The organism is Sphingomonas sp. (assembly GCF_003248515.1).
Taxonomy (GTDB): Bacteria; Pseudomonadota; Alphaproteobacteria; order Sphingomonadales; family Sphingomonadaceae; genus Sphingomonas_I.
Genome location: NZ_QFOB01000019.1, coordinates 20,586 through 42,747, shown reverse-complemented (window position 1 = coordinate 42,747; position 22,162 = coordinate 20,586). Strand labels below are relative to the sequence as shown.

19 protein-coding genes, 1 tRNA gene and 1 pseudogene are annotated in these 22,162 nt (G+C 66.7%); 15 read left to right on the top strand and 6 right to left on the bottom strand.

Annotated features, from left to right (window positions below; translation table 11 throughout):
* The first annotated feature begins 499 nt into the window (after positions 1-499).
* The 6 genes and pseudogenes from DI605_RS19980 to recN all read left to right on the top strand — a co-directional run bounded on the left by DI605_RS19980 (position 500) and on the right by recN (position 5,913).
* Positions 500-1,612: a sensor histidine kinase gene (locus DI605_RS19980; RefSeq protein ID WP_293977307.1), complete on the top strand. Its 1,113-nt coding sequence runs from the start codon at positions 500-502 to the stop codon at positions 1,610-1,612.
* Positions 1,609-1,884 (top strand): annotated as a pseudogene (locus DI605_RS21525) (LytR/AlgR family response regulator transcription factor); the annotation flags it as partial. The gene DI605_RS19980 and the pseudogene DI605_RS21525, both read left to right, overlap by 4 nt.
* A gap of 190 nt (positions 1,885-2,074) precedes the next feature.
* Positions 2,075-2,392 (top strand): LytTR family DNA-binding domain-containing protein, encoded by a 318-nt coding sequence (locus DI605_RS19970; protein WP_293977303.1) that lies wholly within the window; start codon positions 2,075-2,077, stop codon positions 2,390-2,392.
* Positions 2,393-2,533: 141 nt separating this feature from the next.
* Entirely contained in the window at positions 2,534-3,232 is a 699-nt protein-coding gene (locus DI605_RS19965; protein WP_293977301.1) for a PEPxxWA-CTERM sorting domain-containing protein, read from the top strand.
* Between the two features lie 105 nt (positions 3,233-3,337).
* Positions 3,338-4,141: an outer membrane protein assembly factor BamD gene (locus DI605_RS19960; protein WP_293977299.1), complete on the top strand. Its 804-nt coding sequence runs from the start codon at positions 3,338-3,340 to the stop codon at positions 4,139-4,141.
* A gap of 113 nt (positions 4,142-4,254) precedes the next feature.
* On the top strand, positions 4,255-5,913 hold the full coding sequence (gene recN / locus DI605_RS19955; protein ID WP_293977297.1) for a DNA repair protein RecN: 1,659 nt from the start codon (positions 4,255-4,257) through the stop codon (positions 5,911-5,913).
* Positions 5,914-6,611: 698 nt separating this feature from the next.
* Here the strand turns inward: recN and DI605_RS19950 are convergent.
* Both DI605_RS19950 and DI605_RS19945 read right to left on the bottom strand, forming a co-directional pair.
* A tRNA-Pro gene (locus DI605_RS19950) sits at positions 6,612-6,688 on the bottom strand.
* Positions 6,689-6,759: 71 nt separating this feature from the next.
* Complete coding sequence (locus DI605_RS19945; RefSeq protein ID WP_293977295.1) at positions 6,760-6,882, bottom strand: hypothetical protein; 123 nt, start codon at positions 6,880-6,882, stop codon at positions 6,760-6,762.
* Here DI605_RS19945 and yajC point away from each other — a divergent pair.
* Genes yajC through secF form a run of 3 tightly spaced genes read left to right on the top strand, consistent with a single transcriptional unit; the run spans position 6,881 to position 9,816 of the window.
* Positions 6,881-7,222 carry a preprotein translocase subunit YajC gene (yajC, locus tag DI605_RS19940; protein WP_293977293.1) on the top strand — a complete coding sequence of 114 codons (342 nt, stop codon included), beginning with the start codon at positions 6,881-6,883 and terminating at the stop codon, positions 7,220-7,222. The genes DI605_RS19945 and yajC overlap by 2 nt on opposite strands.
* Positions 7,223-7,238: 16 nt before the next feature.
* The gene (gene secD / locus DI605_RS19935) at positions 7,239-8,837 is read left to right on the top strand and encodes a protein translocase subunit SecD (protein WP_293977291.1); all 1,599 of its coding nucleotides are present in this window, start codon (positions 7,239-7,241) and stop codon (positions 8,835-8,837) included.
* 16 nt (positions 8,838-8,853) lie between these two features.
* Positions 8,854-9,816 carry a protein translocase subunit SecF gene (secF, locus tag DI605_RS19930; RefSeq protein WP_293977289.1) on the top strand — a complete coding sequence of 321 codons (963 nt, stop codon included), beginning with the start codon at positions 8,854-8,856 and terminating at the stop codon, positions 9,814-9,816.
* An 87-nt stretch (positions 9,817-9,903) separates the two neighbouring features.
* Here the strand turns inward: secF and DI605_RS19925 are convergent, their stop codons facing one another.
* The 4 genes from DI605_RS19925 to DI605_RS19910 form a co-directional block, all read right to left on the bottom strand.
* Entirely contained in the window at positions 9,904-13,158 is a 3,255-nt protein-coding gene (locus tag DI605_RS19925) for a S41 family peptidase (protein WP_293977287.1), read from the bottom strand.
* A 117-nt stretch (positions 13,159-13,275) separates the two neighbouring features.
* Positions 13,276-14,121, bottom strand: a complete 846-nt coding sequence (locus DI605_RS19920) for a dienelactone hydrolase family protein (RefSeq protein WP_293977286.1) — start codon at positions 14,119-14,121, stop codon at positions 13,276-13,278.
* A 62-nt stretch (positions 14,122-14,183) separates the two neighbouring features.
* Positions 14,184-14,969 (bottom strand): WecB/TagA/CpsF family glycosyltransferase, encoded by a 786-nt coding sequence (locus DI605_RS19915; RefSeq protein ID WP_293977285.1) that lies wholly within the window; start codon positions 14,967-14,969, stop codon positions 14,184-14,186.
* Positions 14,966-16,495 carry a tetratricopeptide repeat protein gene (locus DI605_RS19910; RefSeq protein WP_293977284.1) on the bottom strand — a complete coding sequence of 510 codons (1,530 nt, stop codon included), beginning with the start codon at positions 16,493-16,495 and terminating at the stop codon, positions 14,966-14,968. Before DI605_RS19910 ends, DI605_RS19915 begins: the two co-directional genes overlap by 4 nt.
* Before the next feature lie 218 nt (positions 16,496-16,713).
* Between DI605_RS19910 and DI605_RS19905 the strand changes: the two genes are divergently transcribed.
* The 6 genes from DI605_RS19905 (at position 16,714) to DI605_RS19880 (ending at position 22,161) form a co-directional block, all read left to right on the top strand.
* Positions 16,714-17,373: a polysaccharide biosynthesis/export family protein gene (locus DI605_RS19905; RefSeq protein ID WP_293977317.1), complete on the top strand. Its 660-nt coding sequence runs from the start codon at positions 16,714-16,716 to the stop codon at positions 17,371-17,373.
* Entirely contained in the window at positions 17,370-18,518 is a 1,149-nt protein-coding gene (locus DI605_RS19900; RefSeq protein WP_293977283.1) for a hypothetical protein, read from the top strand. The genes DI605_RS19905 and DI605_RS19900 overlap by 4 nt, the downstream gene beginning before the upstream one ends.
* A gap of 1 nt (position 18,519) precedes the next feature.
* Complete coding sequence (locus DI605_RS19895; protein ID WP_293977282.1) at positions 18,520-19,956, top strand: Wzz/FepE/Etk N-terminal domain-containing protein; 1,437 nt, start codon at positions 18,520-18,522, stop codon at positions 19,954-19,956.
* On the top strand, positions 19,953-20,768 hold the full coding sequence (locus tag DI605_RS19890; protein WP_293977281.1) for a CpsD/CapB family tyrosine-protein kinase: 816 nt from the start codon (positions 19,953-19,955) through the stop codon (positions 20,766-20,768). Before DI605_RS19895 ends, DI605_RS19890 begins: the two co-directional genes overlap by 4 nt.
* Positions 20,769-20,845: 77 nt before the next feature.
* The gene (locus DI605_RS19885; RefSeq protein WP_293977280.1) at positions 20,846-21,766 is read left to right on the top strand and encodes a DMT family transporter; all 921 of its coding nucleotides are present in this window, start codon (positions 20,846-20,848) and stop codon (positions 21,764-21,766) included.
* Positions 21,767-21,843: 77 nt separating this feature from the next.
* On the top strand, positions 21,844-22,161 hold the full coding sequence (locus DI605_RS19880) for a hypothetical protein (protein ID WP_293977279.1): 318 nt from the start codon (positions 21,844-21,846) through the stop codon (positions 22,159-22,161).
* The last annotated feature ends 1 nt before the right edge of the window (position 22,162 follow it).

Below are 22,162 nucleotides of genomic sequence, written 5' to 3'. Positions count from 1 at the left end.
ACGACAATTTGAGAAGCTTGCCGTCGCCGCCCCGCCACGATGCCCTCGACGATCCATGTGATAGAACAGGAATGGAAGAATTCGCCGTGAAATCTCCGTCAAAAAATATGGACTGCCCACGAGTCCTCGTTTCACACGGATTCCCGATTTTTCGGGCTCGTTTTACGAGATTTGGGACAGCATATTTGCCCCTTCTTTAATCGATCCGGGATCATCGGCATGAACATGCCGATTTACTGTTATCGATCGTTCACAGTTCGGGCGCCGGGCGAGACCAAAAACACGGCGGCCTTTCGGCTGCGGAGGGCCGCCCCACGCCGATTTCGGGATGGGTGCGCGTCGTTCGTCGAGCGATCCTGATCGTTCGTCGCGGCGCCATTGCCCGGCGGGGCCACGATTGCTTGCCCCCGCACGGGCGCTTCCCGGGGCGTCCGTGTGAAACGGCGGTCGCAGGTGGGAAATCGCAAATGATCGAGACACGATGGTGGGCTCCGGTCACATGAAATCGGCTGACGGCCAGCGCGCCCTGCCGCCCCCGGGCGAAGGGGGGGCCGTGCGGGCCTTCGCCCTGCTGCTGCTGTTTCAGGCCCTGCTGCATGTGATGATCTTCGCGATCAACACGCTGGCGATGCCGGATCCGATGGCCCAGCCCCTGGGCACTCTCGTGATGCTGTTCGTCCGGTCGAGTCTCGCCTGGGACGAACTCGCCTTGATCGCACTGGAACTGCTGATCGGCATGAGCATCTATGCCGCGATGGAGCGGATGGACGAACGCTCGCTCGCGCTGCGCATCGCAGTCGGCGCCGCTGCCACGGTCGCCGCCGCCGCGCTCCTCGCCCTGGCAGCCTGGGGCCAGATCGTCTGGGCGGGCCTTCCCACCAGGCGGCCGCCGCATTTCACGGCGATGCGCACCTTCGTCATGGCCCTGATGCCCGTGGCGCTCTGGACCGTCACGGTGATCGCGCTGCTGCATGGTCGGGCGCTACGCCGTCGGGACAGGATGCTGGCGGAACTGCGCATCGCCACGCAGGCGGCCGAGATGCGGGCGCTGCGCTATCAGCTCAATCCGCATTTCCTCTTCAACAGCCTGAATTCCCTTTCCGCGATGATCTGGGATCGGGATCTGCGCGGGGCGGAGGCGATGGTCCTCGCCTTTTCCGATTTCCTGCGCGAGGTGCTTTCCAGCGACCCCGCCGAAGACGTGCCGCTCTATCGCGAGCTGGAATTGCAGCGGAAATATCTCGCCATCGAGGAAATACGCTTCGCCGATCGGCTGCGCGTCACGATCACGGTCGAGGCGGGGCTGGAAAAAATGGCGGTGCCGAATCTTATCCTGCAGCCGTTGATCGAGAACAGCATCAAGCATGGGGTGGGGCCGAGCGGCCGGCCGGTGGAGGTTCGCATACGCGCCCGGGGGGTGGATGGCGCCGTGGTGCTGGTGGTCGAAAACGGTCGCGATCCGGAGGCAGAGCCCCGGCCGGGCACGGGGCTTGGTCTGCAGAATGTCCGTCACAGGCTGGCCGTCCGGTTCGGTGAAGCAGCGACGCTCGCAACCCGCGAAACCGCCGCCCGGTTCGTCGCCGAGCTTCGCCTGCCGCCGGTGCCGGCATGACGCTGCGTGTCCTGATCGTCGATGACGAGCCCGCCGCGAGGCGAAGGCTCGCCGCGATGCTGCGGACGATCGGGCAGGCGGAAATGGTGGGCGAGGCCGGGGACGTGCATGCGGCGCTGACGCTCGCCGGACAGTCGCATCCGGATCTGATCCTGCTCGATATCGACATGCCCGGCCCAAGCGGGCTCGATCTCGCGCGATGGCTGGGCAAACCGGGCGGGCCGCTGGTGATCTTCGTCACGGCCTTCGCGGATTTCGCGGTCGATGCGTTCGGGATCGCCGCCACCGATTATCTGCTGAAACCCGTGCCGCTGGATCGCCTTTCGGGCGCGCTCGATCGCGTGCGACATGCGCTGGCATCGCGCTCGGCCGGGGAACGCCTGTCGGAAATGGCGTCCGTCATCGATGCCCTGCGCCGGGGGGGTGACGCGCCGGCCGGGCCGCGCGGTCGAGGATTTTTGGGTGCAGTCGGGTGCCAATCGGCTGCGCCTGCCGGTGGAGCATATACGCTGGATCGCGGCGGAGGAGGATTATGTCCGGCTTCATGTCGCGGGCGGCAGCCACCTGATCCGCGATCAGATCGGCCGGATCGAAAGCGTGCTCGATCCCGCCGGCTTTGTCCGCGTCCACCGGTCCACGATCATCCGCCGCGACATGATCGCGGCCGTGCGTTCGGTCGCGCCGGGTATCCAGGCGGTGGTGATGGAGGATGGAGCCTCGTTCCGCGTCGGCCGCAAATATGCCGCCAGCGTGCGCGCGATCCTTCAGGCCGCGCGCTGATGGCCGTTCGTCGCGGCCCGTGGGTCGTTCGTCCCGGCCACGCTTCGTTACCCGCAGGGGCCGGAGCGTTTGCCGCAATGCCGCCGATCGCCTTGCTCCGCGCGCCTAACGCCGCCGCGCTGATGATAAGGAGCAAGACGAATGATGATGATGATGCGGGGCCGCGCCGGATTCCGGCTGGCGATGATGGTGGGAACGATGGCGCTCGGCGCGCTGCCGACCGGCGCGATGGCGGCCACGATCGTAAGCTATACCGGCAGGGCCGTGTTCGACGCGGCAGTGGGCACAAGCCAGATCGAGACGTTCGATTCGCGCGCCGAAAACACGGTGGCCAATTCGATCGATTTCGGCGCTTTCACACTCACCTACCAGCGCACGGCAGGCACGCCCCTGAACAGCTATTTCAGCAGGGGGGCGAACAGTCTGGGCGGCTCGATCGGCGTGTTCGGGCAGACCTATTCGGATAGTCTGCGCGGCTGGTATAGCAGCTACGTGATCGAATTCGACGAGGAGGTCACCTCTTTCGGCGCCAATTTCCGCAGCGGATCCCTGGGCCAGGTCGCCTTCAGCCTGCTGGATACCACGATCACCTCGGGCAATCTGGCCGAGACCGGGGATCTCTTCTTCGGCGTGCAATCGGATACGGCCTTCAAGCGGATCGAGTTCCGGGCGCCGGGCAGCGCCTCCTTCGGATTCGACAATGTGACCTATGCGAGCGCGGCGGCCGCCGTGCCGGAGCCCGTGACCTGGGCAATGATGGTCGTCGGCTTCGGCGCGATCGGCGCCAGCCTGCGTGGCCGGCGTCGCACGATCGCGCACGGGATGGTCGGAGCGAACTGAGCGACGCCGGGATGGGGACGACGGCGCCCGCCGCGGGCGCCGCCGCCCTTCACCCCGCCGCATGCCCCTTCCCGCGCCTCCGTCGCTCGGCTAAGGCCCGCCGTCATGCGCCTGTCTGCCCTTCGCTCCTCCGCCCTTCGCCCGGCCATCCTGATCGGGATCGCGCTCGCCACCCTGCCGCTCGCCGGCTGCGCGGGGCGTTCGAAGAAAGGGCAGGACAGCAATCGCTACGTCGCGCGCGACGTCGATACGCTCTACAATGCGGCCAAGGATGCGCTGGACAAGCGCCAGTATCGGCTGGCCGCCGGCCTGTTCGACGAGGTCGAGCGCCAGCATCCCTATTCGCCCTGGGCGCGCCGGGCCGAGCTGATGAGCGCTTTCTCTTATTATCTGGCGCATTCCTATCCGGAATCGATCCAGGCCTCGCAGCGCTTCCTGTCGATCCACCCCGGCAATCGCGATGCGCCCTATGCGCTCTATCTGATCGCCGTCGACTATTACGAGCAGATCACGGACGTCACGCGCGACCAGAAGATCACCGGTCAGGCGCTGGATGCGATGGGCGAGCTGATCCGTCGCTATCCGGACAGCAAATATGCGGCCGATGCGCGCCTGAAGGTGGATCTCATCAACGATCACCTCGCCGGCAAGGAAATGGAGATTGGCCGCTTCTATCAGCGGCGGGGCGAGTGGCTGGCTTCGGTGATCCGCTTCCGCACCGTGATCGATCAGTATCAGACGTCCAGCCACACGCCCGAAGCGCTGATGCGCCTCACCGAAAGCTATATCGCGCTGGGCGTGGTGGACGAGGCGAAGAAGTCCGCCGCCGTGCTGGGCGCCAATTATCCCGGCACCGAATGGTATAATCACGCCTACGAGCTGATCCAGAAGCGCGAGAAGAAGGGCTGACACTCCTTCGGGCGGCGGCGGAGGAAGGCCGGTTCCGGCGCGTGGAGCGGCGGTTCTGCGGCGCGATCCCGTCCACCTTCCGTTCCGGCTGATCCTCCCGTAGAGAAAGCGCGATGCTGACCCGCCTCGCCATTCGCGATGTCGTGCTGATCGAGGCGCTGGATCTCGATTTCGGGGCCGGCCTGGCGACGCTCACGGGGGAGACGGGCGCGGGCAAATCCATCCTGCTCGTTTCGCTGGGGCTCGCGCTCGGCGCGCGGGCCGATGCCGGGCTGGTTCGCAGCGGTGCCGCGCAGGCCAGCGTTTCCGCCAGCTTCGATCTGCCGGCCGATCATCCCGCCCGCGCGATCCTCGATGAAGGCGGGCTGGAGATCGAGCCGGGCGAGCCGCTGGTGATCCGGCGCCAGCTGCGCGGCGACGGCGGCAGCCGCGCCTTCGTCAACGATCAGCCGGCCTCGGCCGGGCTGCTCCGCGCGCTGGGCGGCACGCTGGTGGAGATACATGGCCAGCATGATGATCGCGGCCTGCTGAATCCGCGCGGCCACCGCGCCCTTCTGGATGCCTTCGCCCGATCGCGGACCGCCCCCGTCGCGGCCGCGCATGCGCGCTGGAAGACGAGCGAGGAGGCGCTCGCGCAGGCGGAGGCGGAGCTGGAAGGCGCCGCGCGCGATCGCGAATGGCTGGAGCATGCCGTCGCGGAACTGCGCAAGGCCGCGCCCGAGCCGGGCGAGGAAGCGAGCCTCGCCGAGGCCCGCGCCGATATGCAGAAGGGCGCCCGCCTGGCCGACGAGCTGGCGGCGGTTTCCGCCCATCTCGATGGCTCCGAAGGGGCGCTCGCCCAGTTGCGGCAGGCGACGCGGCGGCTGGATCGCATCGCATCGGAGGATGAAAGGCTGGCGGAGGTGCTCGCCGCCCTCGATCGGGCGCTGGTGGAGGCAAGCGAGGCCGAGGATCGGTTGGCCGCCGCCGGTGATGCGTTCGCCTTCGATCCGGCCCGGCTGGAGGCGATCGAGACGCGCCTGTTCGATCTGCGCGCGCTGGCCCGCAAGCATCGCGTGGAGCCGGACGATCTCGCCGCGCTGGCGGAGGATCTTGCCGCCCGGCTGGATCGGATCGAGGCCGGCGGCGCCGGCATCGCCGGCCTGAGGCGCGAAGTGGCGCTCGCCCGCGAGGAATATCGCGAGGCGGCCGAGGCGCTCTCCGCCACGCGCATGGCCGCCGCAGCAAGGCTGGACGCCGCCGTCGCGGCCGAACTCGCGCCGCTGAAGCTGGATGCGGCGCGCTTCCGCACCGTGGTGGAGCCGCTGCCCGAAGCGCAATGGGGGCCGGCCGGGCGCGATCGCGTGGAATTCGAAATCGCCACCAATCCCGGCGCGCCCTTCGCGCCCATGATGAAGATCGCCAGCGGCGGCGAGCTTTCGCGCTTCATCCTCGCGCTCAAGGTGGCGTTGGCCGAGGAGGGCGGCGCCGGTACGATGATCTTCGACGAGGTGGATCGCGGCGTTGGCGGCGCCGTGGCCAGCGCGATCGGGGAGCGGCTCGCCCGGCTGGCGGGCGCCACGCAACTGCTGGTCGTCACGCACAGCCCACAGGTGGCGGCGCGCGCGGATCGCCACTGGCTGATCGAGAAGAGATCGGACGGTCTGGTCGCGCGCACCGGCGTCCACGTGCTCGGCGCGGCGGAGCGGCGCGAGGAGATCGCCCGCATGCTCTCCGGCGCGGAAATCACCGACGAGGCACGCGCGCAGGCGGATCGGCTTCTGGCGGCCTGACGCGGATATGGCTGGGCGGCCGGAGAGACCATAATCGCATCTGGATAGGGGCGCGATTACATAGGATGGACGGCGGCTATCGCCCCAATCTCGGTCGCAAGGAGGTGATCGACGGTTGCCACAAAGTCGACGTTAGTTCAGCTTCGGCGAATGGTGTCAGGAAATTACAAGGGTGTGAAGGCTGGCGCGATCGCGTCCGGCTTCTTCGTCGCGGCGACCTCCTTCTTGATGTTCTATTTCATCGCGGTGTTCCTCGTCGTCGCGCCGGAAGGTCGGCCAGACGATGCTAATCGCGCAGGTTTGGCTTTCGACCTCTGCTTGGTCGCGAGTGCGTCGGTCGCCCTATGGCTTGGGTGGCGAACGAAGCGGTATTTCGATCGGCGAGCAGGTCGCCGGTAGGTCCGGCTACAAACTGACTTTGCCCGAAAGTTGCCAGTCCGCTTTCCACCCACTTCCAGCCGTTCCCCTACGCGTGAATGGATGCCGAAAGCGGACACGCTGCAATCGCCCCACTAGCGCCCACGTTTGGCTTTCCCTCCGTTGATGGCCGATTCGGCAAGGGAGCCCCGCTAAGCGCAGCGCCTCGCTGATCCTGGGGTTACAAGGCGTGCGAGTTAGGAATGCGTTAGAACGCACCTAGTGGCGAGCTGGGGAAGCCAAGCCGGACCGCCCTAAGTGACTGGGAGTAAGGGAATTTCTGGTCGGGGCGACAGGATTCGAACCTGCGACCCCCAGACCCCCAGTCTGATGCGCTACCAGGCTGCGCTACGCCCCGACCAAGGCCGAGCCCCCTAGTGGCAGGTTGCGGGCTTGGCAAGCGGTGGCGAACGGATTGCGCACCGCTCATCATATTGTCCGCACGGCGCGGCCATTGCGCCCAAAGTGCCGATCGTGATAGGCGCGCGCCTTCTTCCCGGTGCCGCCCGCCTGCGTGGCCGCGCCCCATTCCGGACGCTTGAGAGACTGCATGTTCGCATCCCCCGCTTTTGCCCAGTCCACAGGCGCCGCAGCCCAGGGCAGCGGCGGCTTCATGCCGCTCCTGCTGCAGATGGCGCCGCTGATCCTGATCTTCGGCATTTTCTATCTGCTCCTCATCCGCCCGCAGCAGAAGCGGATGAAGGAACAGCGCCAGCTGATCGACAGCGCCAAGAAGGGCGATGTCGTCGTCACCGCCGGCGGCCTGATCGGCAAGGTCGTGAAGGTCGATGGCGAGGAAGTGGAGCTGGAGCTGGGCCCGAACGTGAAGGTCCGCGCCGTCAAGTCGACGCTTTCGGATGTCCGCTCGGGCTCCAAGCCCGCCAACGACTGATCGGGAAAGCCGCACCGTGCTCGATTTTCCGCGCTGGAAGGTCTGGGGGATCCTCCTCGTCCTGCTCGCAGGCGTGCTGGTCGCCATTCCCAGCCTCATGCCCGAATCGACCGCGAAGGGCCTCGGCCTGGGCGGGATGCCGCGCATCAATCTCGGCCTCGATCTTTCCGGCGGCAGCCATCTGAAGCTGGAGGCGGACACCGCCGATCTCGCCAAGCAGAATCTGGCGAAGATGGAAGACACGATCCGCACCGAGATGCGGCGCGGCGACACCAAAATCGGCATCGGCGACATTTCCACGGCGAACGGCCGCATCTCCTTTTTCGTGCGCGATATCGCGCAGCTGGATGCGGCGGTGGAACGCGCCCGCCAGCAGACAGCGGCCGTGGGCGTGACCGGCCAGCGCGACTGGAATGTCGCGGTGGTGGATTCCACCCGCATCGTGATGACGCCGACGCAGGCCGGCCTCGACGCCGCCGTAGACAGCGCGATGAACACCGCGACCGAAGTGGTGCGCAAGCGCATCGACGAACTCGGCACGCGCGAGCCGACGATCGTGCGCGAAGGCAAAGATCGCATTCTCGTCCAGGTGCCGGGTCTGGCGGATCCGGCGGGCCTGAAGGCGCTGCTGGGCAAGACCGCCAAGCTGGAATTCAAGCTCGTTGATCTTTCGGCCGATCCCGCATCGGTGGCCGCCGGCCGCGCGCCTCCGGGCAGCCAGATCGTGCCTTATCCGGGCAATCCGGGCGGCACGCCCACGATCGCCGTGCAGCGCCGCGTCATCATTTCGGGTGACGATCTGATCGATGCGCAGGTGGGCAACGACCAGAATCAGCAGCCGATCGTCTCGATCAAGTTCAACGCCGAGGGCGGCCGCAAGTTCGCGCGGGTGACGCAGGAAAATACCGGCAAGCCCTTCGCCATGATCCTCGACGGATCGGTGCTTTCCGCGCCGAACATCAACGAGCCGATCCTGGGCGGCAACGCGCAGATCAGCGGCAGCTTCACCGTCGACAGCGCCAACCAGCTCGCCATCGCGCTGCGATCGGGCAAGCTGCCGGTGGCGCTGAAGGTGATCGAGGAGCGCACGGTGGGCGCGCAGCTGGGCGCGGATTCGATCCATGCGGGCGTGGTCGCCTCGATCATCGCCTCCGTCGCGGTCATCGTGTTCATGCTCGTCACCTATGGCCGCTTCGGCGTCTATGCGAACCTTGCCGTGGTGCTGAACATCTTCGTCATCCTCGCGGTGATGGCGCTGCTGAACGCGACGCTGACGCTGCCGGGCATCGCCGGCTTCGTGCTGACGATCGGCACGGCGGTGGACGCCAACGTGCTGATCAACGAGCGCATCCGCGAGGAAAGGCGGCGCGGCCGCAACGTGATCCAGTCGGTGGAATTGGGCTACAAGGAAGCCAGCCGCACCATCTTCGAGGCGAATACGGTGCACGCCATTTCCGGCCTCATTATGCTCGCTCTGGGCTCCGGCCCGGTGAAGGGCTTCGCGGTCGTGCTGCTGATCGGCATCGCCACCAGCGTGTTTACCGCCGTGCTTTTCACGCGGATGCTGGTCGCGCTCTGGATCCGGCGCGCGCGGCCCACCGAAATCACGATTTGAGCGGCGGGAGAGAGACATGCGCCTTCTGAAGCTCGTTCCCGACAATACCAATATCGGCTTCGTGCGCCTGCGCCACTGGGCGTTCGGGCTCACCATGCTGCTGACGATCGCGGCTGCCGTGCTGGTGGGCGTGCGCGGCCTCAATCTGGGCGTCGATTTCGTCGGCGGCGTGATGATCGAGGCGCATTTCAAGCAGCCGCCCGTTCTGGATCAGTTGCGCGGCGAGGTGGATCATCTGGGCGTGGGCGATGCCGCGCTCCAGCAATTCGGCGCGGCCGATACGGTCTCGATCCGTCTGCCTATGCCCACGAGCACCGACGAGGGGGCGACCAACCGGCTGGTTCGCGCCGTGCAGGATGATCTTTCCAAGCGCTATCCGGGCGTGACCTTCAATCGTGCCGAGACGGTTTCCGGCAAGGTTTCGGGTGAGCTGATCCGCAACGGCCTGATCGCGGTATTCGTCGCGGTGTTCATGATCGCGCTGTTTTCGTGGTTTCGCTACGAATGGCAGTTCGGCGTCTCCACCTTCGTTGCGATCGGGCACGATCTGCTGGTGACGGTGGGCTTCTTCGCGCTTACCCGGCTGGAATTCGATCTCAACATCGTGGCCGCCGTGCTGACGATCATCGGCTATTCGATCAACGACAAGATCGTGATCGACGATCGCATCCGCGAGAATATGCGCAAATATCGCCAGATGGACATGCGCGCGCTGATCGATCTTTCGGTGAATGAGACGCTGCCGCGCACGGTGATGACCTCGGTGACGATCCTGCTGGCGCTGGGCGCGATGCTGGTGTTCGGCGGCCCGGTGCTGCGCGGCTTCACCGCGGCGATGATGCTGGGCGTGATCGTGGGCACCTACAGCTCGATCTACGTTTCCAGCTCGCTGCTCATCTCGCTGGGCCTCAAGCCGCAGCCCTTCGCGGCCACGCCGAAGAAGGGCGGCCCTTCGAGCCGCGCCGAGCGGGTCGGCTAGAGCATCGGCCGCCTCCCGCGAAAGCGGGGGCCGGACATTCGGGTGCATCGTTTGCGGCGCCGGGTTCCCGCCGGCGCCCCGTAATACCTATTCCCCGGTCGCTCCCAGCAACTGCTTCACCGCGGCCTCCAGTTGCGCGTCCGTGCCCGCCGCGGTTTCGCCCAGCGGGCGCTCGACGGGCAGGTCCACCGGCCTCGGATGCATCTCCATATCCTCGCCGGCCGCCGTACGGACGCGCCAGCCGGGCACGCGGACGGTGGATCCGTCGATCAGCGTTTCGGATCGGGTGTAGATGATCCAGCCGGCGGTCGGCTGGCCGACGACCTTGCCGAGCCCCAGCGCGCGATATCCCTCGGTGAAATCCTCCGCGTCGGAAAGCGAGCTTTCGTTGGTCAGCAATACTGTCGGCAGCCCCAGCGCGCGCTGGCCCAGCACCTGCCGCGCCGGGAAGCGATAGAGGCCGCGCGGCTCCAGCGTCAGATAATTGCGGCGCGTAAAGACATCGAGCGCATAGCCGTTGATGAAGCCGCCATTGTTGTTGCGGATATCGATGACGACGCCCTGCTTCGCCTGATTATCCGCGTCCAGATCCAGATAGAGCTGGTCGAGCGAATCGGCGCTCATATCCGCGAGGTGAACATAGCCGAGCCGGTTGCCGGATATCCTGGCCACATAGGCCCGCCTGCGATCCACCCAGCCGCGATAGGCGAGGCCATCGATCGTGGTGAGCGAGACGGGCTTCAGCATCACCTTGCGGGTGCCGGCCGCGCCGGCGATGCCGATGGCGACGCGCTGGCCCACGCGATTTTCCAGCAGCGCATCCAGATTGTCGTGCGGGCCGATCGGCTTGCCATCGACGCTGACGATGCGTTCGCCAGCCACGATCCTGCCTTCGATCGCGGCGGGCGAGAGGGGCACGACCTCGCTGACGACGAGGCCGCGTCCCCCTTCATAGGCGCCGCGATCGAAGCGCAGGCCGAGCATTCCGACCCGCCCCTGCGGCAATGATCCGGGGCCGCGACGCGGGCGGGAAATGCCGGAATGGGAGGCGTCCAGCTCCCCGATCATCAGCCCGATCACGCGGCGCAGCTCGTCCGGCGTGCGGGCTCCGTCGACGAAGGGCTGATAGCGGGCGCGCAGCGCCTTCCAGTCACGGCCGTTGAAGGCGGGATCGAAGAAATAACGATCGAGCACGCTCCACGCCTCGTTGAACAGGATCTGCTTTTCGGTCGCGAAATCCACGTCCATCTCGCCACTGACGGCGATCGCCTTGGGCGCCGGCTTTTCGAGCGGGGTGGAGACGATGCGACCGCCATCAAGATAGACGAGCGTCTTTCCGTCCGCCGTCAGCGCGGCGTCAATCTTGGGGCGGTCGCTCGCGCTGATCTGCTGGGCGACGGGTGTCTCCGTCGCCAACTCGTCGAGATTGTAGCTGTAGAGATTGTCCTGCCCCTTGGCGCTGGCGCGGAAGACGAGTGTCTTGCCGTCCGACGAGATGATCGGCTGCTCCGCCGACAGGCCGAGCGGCAGGATCGTCGCCCGATCGCGCAACCCCTCCCACACGATCTCCACAGGTGGCACGGCGGGCCTGGCGGGCGCAGGCGCGCTCTTGCCGGCCTTCTTCGCGATGGGGAGCGGCCTGGGTGGAGCCTTCGGCGCGTCTGGCGCATCGGGTGCCGGATCGCCGGGCGGCTTGGGCTTGAAGAGATCGCGGAACACATCCTCCTTGTAGCGGGGGACGTGGGGCAGCAGATCGATGCGGACGATGCGGCTCGCCTCGCTGCGCTGCGCGGTATCGATCAGCAGATATTTGCCGTCCGGGCTCCACGCGATCCGGCTCATCTGGCCGTTGCCGAGGAAGCTGACGGGCCGGGCCTCTCCCCCGGCCGCCGGCACGACGTGCACGTTCACGAACGAGCGTCGGTCAAAGAGAGGGAAGGCGATCCAGCGCCCGTCCGGCGACCAGACCGGGCGCAGGCCATCCTCGTCCGTGGCGAGCGTGCCGGTGAACAGGATCCGATCCGTGGCAGGCCTGCCGGGGGTGGCGAGCGTGAGCAGGTGAAGCTCCCGATCATCCTTCACATAGATGATCGATTTCCCGTCCGGCGCATAAGCCGGCGCCGTCGCGATCCCGGCGGTGGTGAGGGGGGTCTCACGTTCGGCCGCCACGTCATATTCGGCGAGGCGGCGATCCAGCCCGCGTTCGCTGACATAGGCGATCCGGCGCGAATCGGGCGACCAGATCACTTCGCGCTCGGCGCCGACGCTTTCGGTGATGCGCTGCGCCGCGCCGCCTTCCTTGGCGGGCGCGGCGAATATCTCGCCATGGCCGATCACCGCCACCTTCTGCCCGTCCGGCGAGACGGAGAGGCGCGTGAAGCTGCCGACTCCCATATGGCGTTTGCCCTCGGTGGCGGGCGCGCCGCGCAACGTGATCGGCACCTCGGCCGCCTTGCCGGTGGCGGGATCGTAGCGCCATACCGCCATGCCGCGTTCGAACAGGATCGCCTTGCCGTCCGCCGCCATCGTCGGAAAGAGCAGCCTGCCATCCGTGAAGCGGGTCAACTGGGTCGGCTCTCCGCCGGCCACCGGCACCTCCCACAGATTTTCCGTGCCCGAACGATCGCTCATGAAGATGATGCCGGCGCCGCCGGGGCGCCACATGGGCCATGCCCGCTTGGCGCCGCCCGCCAGCAATTTGCGATAGGCGCCCGCGCCCGCCAGCGGCTTCAGCCAGATCTCACTCTCGTCGATATGGCTGTGCCCGTTGCGCCACCACTGGCTGAAGCTGATGCCGCGCGCCACGATCGCGATCGTCGCGCCGTCAGGCGAGGGGGCTGCCTGATATTCGGAAAGATAATCCTCCCGGCTCACCTCGATCGGCGTGCCGCCCTCCGCCGAGACGCGATAGATATCCGGCGTGCCGCCGGGATCGTTGGCGGCCGAGGCGAAATAGAGCCATTTGCCGTCCGCCGACCAGCTATCCAGTTCCTCGTTCGCCTCGCCCCATGTCAGCCGGGTGACGGCGCCGCTCGCCAGATCGAGCAGATAGATGTTGGTGCCGCCGCCGCGCGTGGAGGTGAAGGCGATCCGGCGGCCGTCCGGCGAATAGAGCGGCCGCGCCTCGGTGGCGGCATCGGTGACGAGCAGGTGGGCGGGGCCGCCGGTGGCGGCGACCTCCCATATGTCTCCGCCGCTGGCGAAGGCGATCATGCGGCCATCCGGCGAGGCAGCGGGCTGGGTGAAAGCGGGCGTGCCGGCGGCCGGCGGCGTCTGGGCGGGAAGCGCGGCCGAGCCGAGCAGGGCGATGAGCGCCGTCGTGAGCCTGCCCGATAACCGCATATGTCCCCCTTCGCGTCTCTCCCGCCAAGGTGGGCGAAAAGGGCCGGGAAGCGCAAGGCGCCGTGCTCCCCGCTCGTGTGGAGCCCGTGCAGGCGCGGGGAAGGGTGAGAAGCGGGCTCAGCCCACGCCATGCGCCTTCATGAAGGCCAGCAGTTTCGGCCAGGCATCCTTCGCGGCGGGCTCGTCATAGCTGGCGCGATAATCCGCGAGGAAGCCGTGCTGGGCATCCGGATAGACGATGATCTCGTCCTTCCTGCCGGCCGCCTTCAGGGCGCCGCGCATCGCGGCCACGTCTTCCTGCGTGATGCCCTGATCCTTGCCGCCATAGAAGCCGAGCACGGGGGCCTTGAGTTCGGCGGCGCGCAGGCTGACCTTCTTGAGCTGGCCATACCGGGCGACGCCCGCCTTGATCTCCGGATCGATCATCGCCGAGCGCCACACCACCTGGCCGCCCCAGCAGAAGCCGGTGATGCCGATCGCCGCGGGTCTGGCGAAGGGCTGCTTCCTGATCCAGGCGGTGGTGGCGCGTACATCGCCATCCACCTGATCGTCGCTCGCCTGGCTTACCACCGCAAGGATCTCCTTCAGATCCGACTTGGCCGGCAAATCCACGCCCGATCGATAGAAGAAGTCCGGCGCGACGGCGACATAGCCGGCCTGCGCCAGCCGACGGCAAATGTCCTTGATCCATTCGTGGATGCCGAACACCTCGTTGACGACCAGGATCGCCGGATGTCGGCCGCTGACGGCCGGGCGCGCGACGAAGGCGGGCAGCGCTTTCGCGGCGCCGTTGGGGATCGTCGTCCATTCCGTGACGAGGCCATCCGAGGATGTGGTGATCGGCGCGGCCTCTGCGGAGAAGGCCGCCACAGCATAGCCGGCGAAAAGCATGCCGGCGGCGGTGCGGCGCGTGACATGGAAATCCTCGGGCCGGGATCCGTCAGGACGCGTCAGATTTAGCATGGCGACTCTCCTCCCCATCGTTCGATCGGGGGAGTGTAGAGCGCTGTGCCGCGCTGGAAAGATCAGCCCTGCCGGCGCCTGCGCGCCCAATCCCAGATCAGCGGAAAGATGGCCGGGCAATCGACGAGATACCGCTTCGCCATGCGGCGCGGATTGGAGGCGAGGCGCCACGCCCATTCCATGCTGGCCTTCTGCACCCAGCGCGGCGCGCGTTTTTCCTGGCCGACCAGGAAATCGACGCTCGCACCCACGCAGAGCGCCGTGCCGCGCACCCGGCCGGCACGCTGCATCTCGAACGCGATCAGCTCCTGCTGGGGCGATCCCACGGCCAGCAGGGTGACGCGCGCGCGCGCCGCCTCGATCGCGCCGATGGCGGCCGAGCGCGCGGCCGGATCGTGAAGCAGGCCCATGGGAGGCACATGCTGGACGATCGTGAGGCGCGGATAGAGCTCGCCCAGCCGGGAGGCATAGCTCTCTTTGCCGCCGACGAGGCAGACCGTGTCGCCTTCCTCCAGCAGGGATTCGAACAGCGTCTTGGTGAGATCGCTGCCGGGGGCCACCTTGAGCTGCACGCCGGCCAACCGGCCGAGCCGGGCGAGAACCTGACTGTCGCACAGCAGCAGATCGGCTTCCTCATAGGCGCGGCGCAGATCGCGCCCCAGCCGGGGCAGGCGCACCATATGATCGACATTGGGCGTCACGACATAAGCGAGCGGGCTTTCCGCGGATCGCCGGGCGATCCAGTCGAGCGCGCCGGCCGTATCCAGCCCATCGAATTCCAGGCCGAGAAATTCGGTCTTCGCGAGCGTGCCGGGGCCGGGGGTGTCCTGTCCTTCCATCGCGATCATGATGCTCCGTGCGCGCGCGCCTGAAGCAGGCAAATCGGATCGTTGGCGACGCCGCACAGACGGGCATAGAGCGCCCACGCATCGCCATTATTGACCTGTCGCGCGAACAGCCCGGCAACCTGCGCCGCCTCGCCCGCCCGCTTCCGGCTGACCAGCCAGTCGGTGCGCGCCCGCACCACATTGAAGCTGCGCGGGGAGGCCGATTGGGCATCGGCATAAGCGGAGGATGCCAGCAGATCATTGCCCTGGGTGGCATAGATTTGTGCGATCAGCAGGGCGGCCGCCTCGTTCGCATCGTTGGCGACGATCGTCTGGGCATCGGTGAGCGCCTTGTCATATTCCTTCACCGCCAGATGCGCGCGGGCGCGGGTGAGCAGGGCGACATCATTGCCGCCATCGAAGGCGAGCACCTTTTCCGCGCGATCGCGCGCGGCGGCGACCTTGCCCTGCGCCATCAGCAGCGAACTGAGCATGGCATGAAGATCGATGTTGGCGGTCGTGACGCGCTGGGAGGCGACAGGATCGAGCAGGGTGGCGGCCGGGCCGAACACGCCCATGCGGATCAGCCGCGCCGCCAGCGCAGCCCGGGCCGAGCCGCTGGACGTGGCGGTCGCCGCCTGCACGATCCGGCGCGATGCCTCCTCCTTCGGCAGCGCCCGGCTCCAGAAATCCGCGAGCGCCCCCAGCACCGAGGGATTGTTGCGATACCGGCCGAGAATATGGGTCGTCACCCGCTCACGATCTTCGATCGCGCCGCTCGCCTGATACGCGCGCAGGCTTTCCAGCTGATAGCGCGGATCATCCGGACGCAGCGTGGCCAGCCGCACCGAAATGGAGCGCACGCCGGAAAGATCCCCAACGCTGCGATAGAGGGCCAGCAACTGTTCGGCGAGTTCCGGATCGTCGGGCACGACCTTCAGCCGATCTTCCAGGATGCGGGCGCCGGCGGCGGCATCCCCCGTCTTCTCCAGGACATGCGCCTTGAGGAGATAGCCCTCCTTCGAATCGGGGGCGAGCACGATCAACTGATCGGCGATCCTGTCGGCGGCCGGATAACGCTCCTCATAATAAGCGATCGCGCCCGATGCGAGCACGCCGGCAATATCGTTCGGCGAAAGCGAGAGCAGGGGATCGACGACGCGCTTGGCGTCCTGAAACTGGCGGCCCGAAATGTAGAGGACGGCGAGATTCTGCATCGCTTCGATATTGGCGGGATCGAGATCGAAGGCCTGCTGGAAGGCGGTGGCGGCCTGGGTGGGCTGGCCGAGATCGCGCCGCACGCGGCCGAGCTTCACCCATCGGTTCGCATCATCGCTGTCATAGGACAAAGCCTTTTCAAGCGCTTCTGCCGCGCGGACATAGTCCCCACCGGAGATGAGATTATCGGCCTGCGCCTCCGTGGAGATGGCCCGGCTGGTATTGCGGCCGCAGCCGCCGGTGAAGCCGGCGAGCGACAGGGCCAGCGCCAGGCCGATGGCGCGTGGCGCGAATCCGGCAATTCCGTATGATGGCAACAAGCTGTTCATACCCTCGCGCTACAGCGGGCCGGTCGATACGGCGAGATAGCACGCGATAAGACTTCGCATGATATTTTGACGGCGGCCGTTACAATTGTTTGATTCGGGGCGATCGGGGGTCTGTTAATGCGCATGCCGGAATTTGACCCGCTCTGGACATTCCACTCATAAGGCTCGCGTTGACGCGCTTCGCAAGCTTATTCCCGTTCTCGAGAGGTGTTTGTGTGATGATCTTCCGCCCGGTGGCAGCGAGCTTGGGCCTTGCCGCCCTTCTTCCCGCGAGCCTGCTTGCGCAAGCAACCCCGGCTTCCAAGGAAGCCTCCAGCGCGAATGCCTCGCAGATCACGGTGACGGCGCCGAAGGCCGCGGGGCAGGCGACATCCACCTACCGCATCAGCGCCGGCGACCAGATCGAGGTCTATGTGTGGGGCGACGAGCGGCTCCAACGCGGCCTGACGGTGCTGCCCGACGGCACGTTCGGCTTCCCGCTCGCGGGCACCGTGATGGCGGCGGGCAAGACCACCAACGAGGTGGAGAGCGAACTCGCCCGCCTGCTGGCGCCGCAATATAAGGGCGTCGCGCCGGAAGTGACCGTTTCCGTCAAGCAATCGACGGGCATGCAGATTTCGGTGATTGGCAAGGTGAGAGGCCCCGGTTCCTATTCGCCGTCCCGCTATGTGACGGTGCTGGATGCGCTGGCGCTGGCCGGCGGGCCGACGGAGTTTGCGGATCTCGGCAATGTCGTGATCCTGCGCAACAAGAACGGCAAGTCGTCCGTGGTGCGGGCCCGTCTCGGCAACGTGCTGAAGGGCAAGCCGACCGAAAGCGATCTCGCGGGTGACGGCATCCCGCAGCTGATGGCCGGCGATACGGTCGTCGTTCCATGAGGCGTGCTCTGATCCTGGCCGGCCTGCTGGCGAGCGCCGGCGTGGCGGGTGCCGCGAATGCGCAGGAAGTGACGGCCGGCGGCTCGATCGAGGCACGGCTGGGCTTCGGCGACAATCCCTATCTGCGGCTGGGTTCGCTCGGCACCAGCGGGCTGGCGGGTGGAACCCTGACCGGCTGGCTTCGCCGCCGCACGGAAACCTCCGCGACGAGCCTGACCGGCGTGGCGAGCGTCGACCAGAATTTCAGCCATTACGGGCGGCCGGAAAATTATCTGGCCTCGATCGAGCACCAGCAGACGTTCAGCGCCAAGCTCTCCGGCAGCGCGCAGCTGCGCTATCAGGATTCGATCAATCCGCGCGACTTCACTGATCTGGGCGGGACGAACGTCGATCTGCTGTCGATCGGCCAGCGCAGCCGGACGATCGCCGGCTCCGGCACGCTGCAGTGGACGCCCACGAGCCGCGACAGCTTCTATATCGGGCCGCAATATTCGCACACGACCTATCCCAGCGTGGCGCTCAACAATTTCGATCAATATGGCGTGCGCGGCGGATATCTGCGCCAGATCAACAGCAAGCTGCGCGTGGGCGCCGACCTTTCCTATCAGAAGGTGGACAGCCGGAACATCGCGGACAGCGAATCCTATCAGGGCGGCCTGCGGCTGGAATATGATTTCAACGCGATCTGGCGGTTCGACGGCAGCGTCAGCCTGATCCGGCAGCGTTCCGATATCGGTGGCAGCGCGACCACGCCCGGCTTTACGGCGCGCTTCTGCGGCAAATATCCGCGTTACCGTATCTGCGTGGATGGATCGCGCCAGAGCGCCGGTTCGGGCTTCGGCGGCCTGCGGACGGACAATCGCGTCGGCGTGAGCGTGGATTACGAACTGAGCTCGCGTTCGCGCGTCAATCTGACGGGTGTCTATGATATTTCCCAGTCTTCCGGCGTTCTGTCCCTGCCGACCCAGAAGTTCTGGGAAGTTTCGGGCGGCTATGCGCGCACGATCAGCGATCGTCTCTCCGCCGGGTTTAGTGGACGTTATCAGAATCGCGATTATGGTTCGCTGGTCGGGACTGGAAGCAGCTCGGTAACGGGTTATTCCGCGACCTTCGATGTGGTGTACAAGTTCGGGCGTCTTGAGTGATATGAACCCTTATCCCAATCCCGGGCCGCTGGCCCTGATGGCGCAACAGGAAGAGGAAGAGGGCGGCTTCGGCCTCGTCCAGGCGCTCCCCGTCATTCTCTGGGAGAGGCGCTGGTGGCTGATCGCTCCCGCTGTCCTGGGCCTGATCGGCGGTGTCGGCGCGGCCTACACCATCCCGAAAATGTATGAATCGAGCGGCACCGTGCTCATCGAGAGCCAGCAGCTGCCGCTCGACGTGGTCAATTCGCCGGTGACCGACGTGATCGGCCAGCGCATCGCGCGGGCACGCGAACGCGTGCTGAGCCGGCAGGATCTGATCCGGCTGATCCGCACCAACAATCTCTATGCCGAGGAGCAGCAGACGCGGCCCCTTTCGGCGATCGTCGAGAAGATGCGCGACGCCACCACGATCGAGGCGATCGCCGCCGATCCCAACAGCGGTGGCGGCCGGACGATCGCGCTGAAGATCGGCTTCTCCTATGCGGATCCGGTGCGCGCGCAGATCGTGGCGCAGCAATATGTGAACCGCTTCCTGGAAGTGGACGCAAGCGCGCAGACCGATCAGGCGATCGGCGCCTCGAACTTCCTGAACCAGCAGGGATCGCAGCTCCAGGCGCAGATCGCGGCGATCGAAAGCCAGATCACCAAGATCAAGTCGGAAAATGGCCCGCTCCTCGCGCTGCAATCGCAGGCGACCGGAAATCCCATCGCGGATGCCGCGCGCATCGATGCGGAGATTATCGGCCTGCAGGGCGAGAATGCCCGGCTCGCCGCGAGCAACGGATCCAGCAACGGCGCCGTGCAGGCGGCCGAGGCGGCGCTGGCGGCGGCGCGCGCGCGCTTTTCCGATACGCATCCGGACGTGATTGCGGCGCAGAACCAGCTGGACGCCGCGCGCCGGGCATCCAGCTCGTCCGGCAACGAGGCGAGCCCGATGATCGGGGCGAACAATGCCCAGATCGCCTCGCTGCGCGCGGCCAAGGCGATGATCATGTCGCAATCGGGCGAGGTGCGCGCCGCGCAGTCGCGCGGGCCGGCGCTCGCGGCCGAGGTGGACGCGCTGGAGAAGAAGGCGGATTCGCTGCGCGATCAATATCGCGACATCGGATCGAAGGCGCAGTCCGCCCAGCTTTCGGCGCGGATGCAGACCGAGCAGAAGGGCGAGCGGCTGACGCTGGCCGATCCGCCCGTGGTGCCCGATGCGCCCTACAAGCCCAATCGCCCGCTGCTGATGGGTGGCGGCCTGGCGGCGGGCATCGGCCTGGGCCTTGCGATCGTCCTGCTGCTGGAACTGCTGCTGAAGCCGATCCGGGGCACGGAAATGCTGCGCGATGCGGCCGGCGCCGCGCCGCTCGTCATCATCCCGGATTATTCCCGCAAGCCCAATCTGGTTCTTCGCTGGCTGGAGAAGCGCAACCGGAAGCGGGCACGAACATGAGCTATGAGGATGCCGATCGTAATGCGTTCAAACAGGGTCGCGCCGTGACGGCGTCCGATGCCGCGCCGCTTTATGGCGACGAAGCGGAATTTCCCCGCTTCGAGGTGACCGGCGACGAACTGGGCCAGCGCTTCGTCTTCGGTTTTCGCGGCGCGGACCAGCGCGCGCGGCCGTTCAAGCTGCTGCGCACGCGCATCGCCAAGCTGGCCAGTGACGATGGCGTGAAGCTGATCGGGGTGACGTCAGCCGCGCCGAACGTCGGCAAGACCTTCGTCGCGGCCAATCTCGCGGCGGCGCTGTCACGCCTCGTCGACACCCATGTCTGCGCGATCGATCTCGACATGCACCGCCCCGCCATGGGGCCGCGCTTCGGCCTTCCCGAAGGAGACGGCATTCACGATTATCTGGGCGGGGAGCGCCAGGATATTCGGGAGATCGGCTTTCAGGTGAATGAGGAGCGGCTGGTCGTCATCCCCGGCTATCGCCGCAACGTCGCCACCGGCGAATTGCTCTCCAGCCCGCGCGGTGACGCGCTGTTTGCCGGGCTGCGGGCGATGCCGGCCGGCACGATCGTCATCATCGACATGCCGCCCATCTTCGCGGACGACGATGCCGTGATCATCGCCAACCGGGTCGACGGCTATCTGCTGGTGGTGGAAGACGGGCGGACGACCAAGAAGCAGGTGGAGGATACGATCCGCATGCTTTCGCCCGCGCCGATGCTGGGCACCGTGCTCAACCGCTATCATCGTCGCCTCTTCTCCGACGATTATGGCTACGGCGTATCCTACGGTTACGGCGCCTATTACTGACCCCGGCTTGAAGATCGGCGCGCGAGCGGGCAACCGCGGCGGCGCATGATCGGAATCGGGGAAAAGGCGCGCGCCGGATGACAGGAATTCGCCCCGGCGGCCGCATCGTGCCCTTCCTGGCGCTCACGCTTTCGGGCCTGTGCTGGGGCATGGGCTTTCCGCTCGGCAAGCTTGCGCTGCGCGAGGTGGGGCCGGCGCACATGATTCTGCTGCGCTTTGCCATCGCGAGCCTGGTCGCCTTGCCTTTCGCGCTGCGGGCGGAGGCGCGGGCGCTGTTTCGCTCGCCCCCCGTGCTGATCGCCGGCTTCCTCTATGGCGTGGCCTTCCTCATCCAGTTCGAGGGGCTGTCGCAGGTGACGGTGTCTCTGGCGGCGCTGCTGGTGGGCGCGATGCCCGCGCTGGTGGCGGTGGCCGCATGGCTGATGGGCGAGCGCGTCAGCCGTGCCTCGTGGATCGGGGTGGCGGGTGCCACGATCGGCGCGGCGCTGATCGCGGGCAAGCCGGAAGGGGCGGGCACGCCCTATGGCATCGCGCTTTCGCTTTTCTCGCTGCTGATCTTCCTCGGCTGGCTGCTGACGCTGAAACGGGCGCCCGAGACGAAGGATCCGATGGCGGTGCCGGCGGTGACGGTGCTGGTGGCGGTGGCGACGATCCTGCCGATCGCGCTGATCCTCTATGGGCCGCCGCCGCTGGCACTCAGCCCTGTCGCCTGGGCGGGCATCGTGGGGCAGGGCGTGTTCGCCACCTTCGTCGCCACCGCCGCCTGGGCCTATGGCGCGGCGCGCGTGGGCAGCGCGGCGGCCGGCGTGTTCATCAATATCGAGCCGCTGATCGGCGCGCTGATCGGCATCACGCTCTTCGGCGATCCCGCCGGGGTGGGCCTGATCGGCGGCGGCCTGCTCATCATCTGCGGCAGCATCGTGGTGGTGCTGGGAGAGCGCAGCGCGCCCGCCGCTGCGGAGCTTCAGGCTGCGGCGAGAGGGCTTTCGAACGAGTGATCCGCCGGGAGGTGTGGCGGCTATTGGGTGGAGAGCTGCCATTGGCAAATGCCTCGGCTGCCGAGTAGGAAGCCACCATGAGTGATGGCGCGCCACAGTGGGACGAAGCGTTTGGCGACCGCCTCTTGGGAGCCGTTATTCTGGTCGGCATCACGCGGCGCACTGCGGAAGGCGACCAACAAGAACAATTTTTTGGAACGGTCGAACAGGCCGATGCTCGGGGTATTGAACTGCGGCTAGGTGGCTCGCGTTCAGGAGAGAACTACTTCCTACCTCCCGATTCCAACAACATTTTTCCAGCGCAGCTGGGATCTTATAAGCTTCGGCAAACGGGTGAGGTGGTCGAGAACCCCGATTACACCGCAACGTGGACGATTTATCCGCCGGCACACTGAG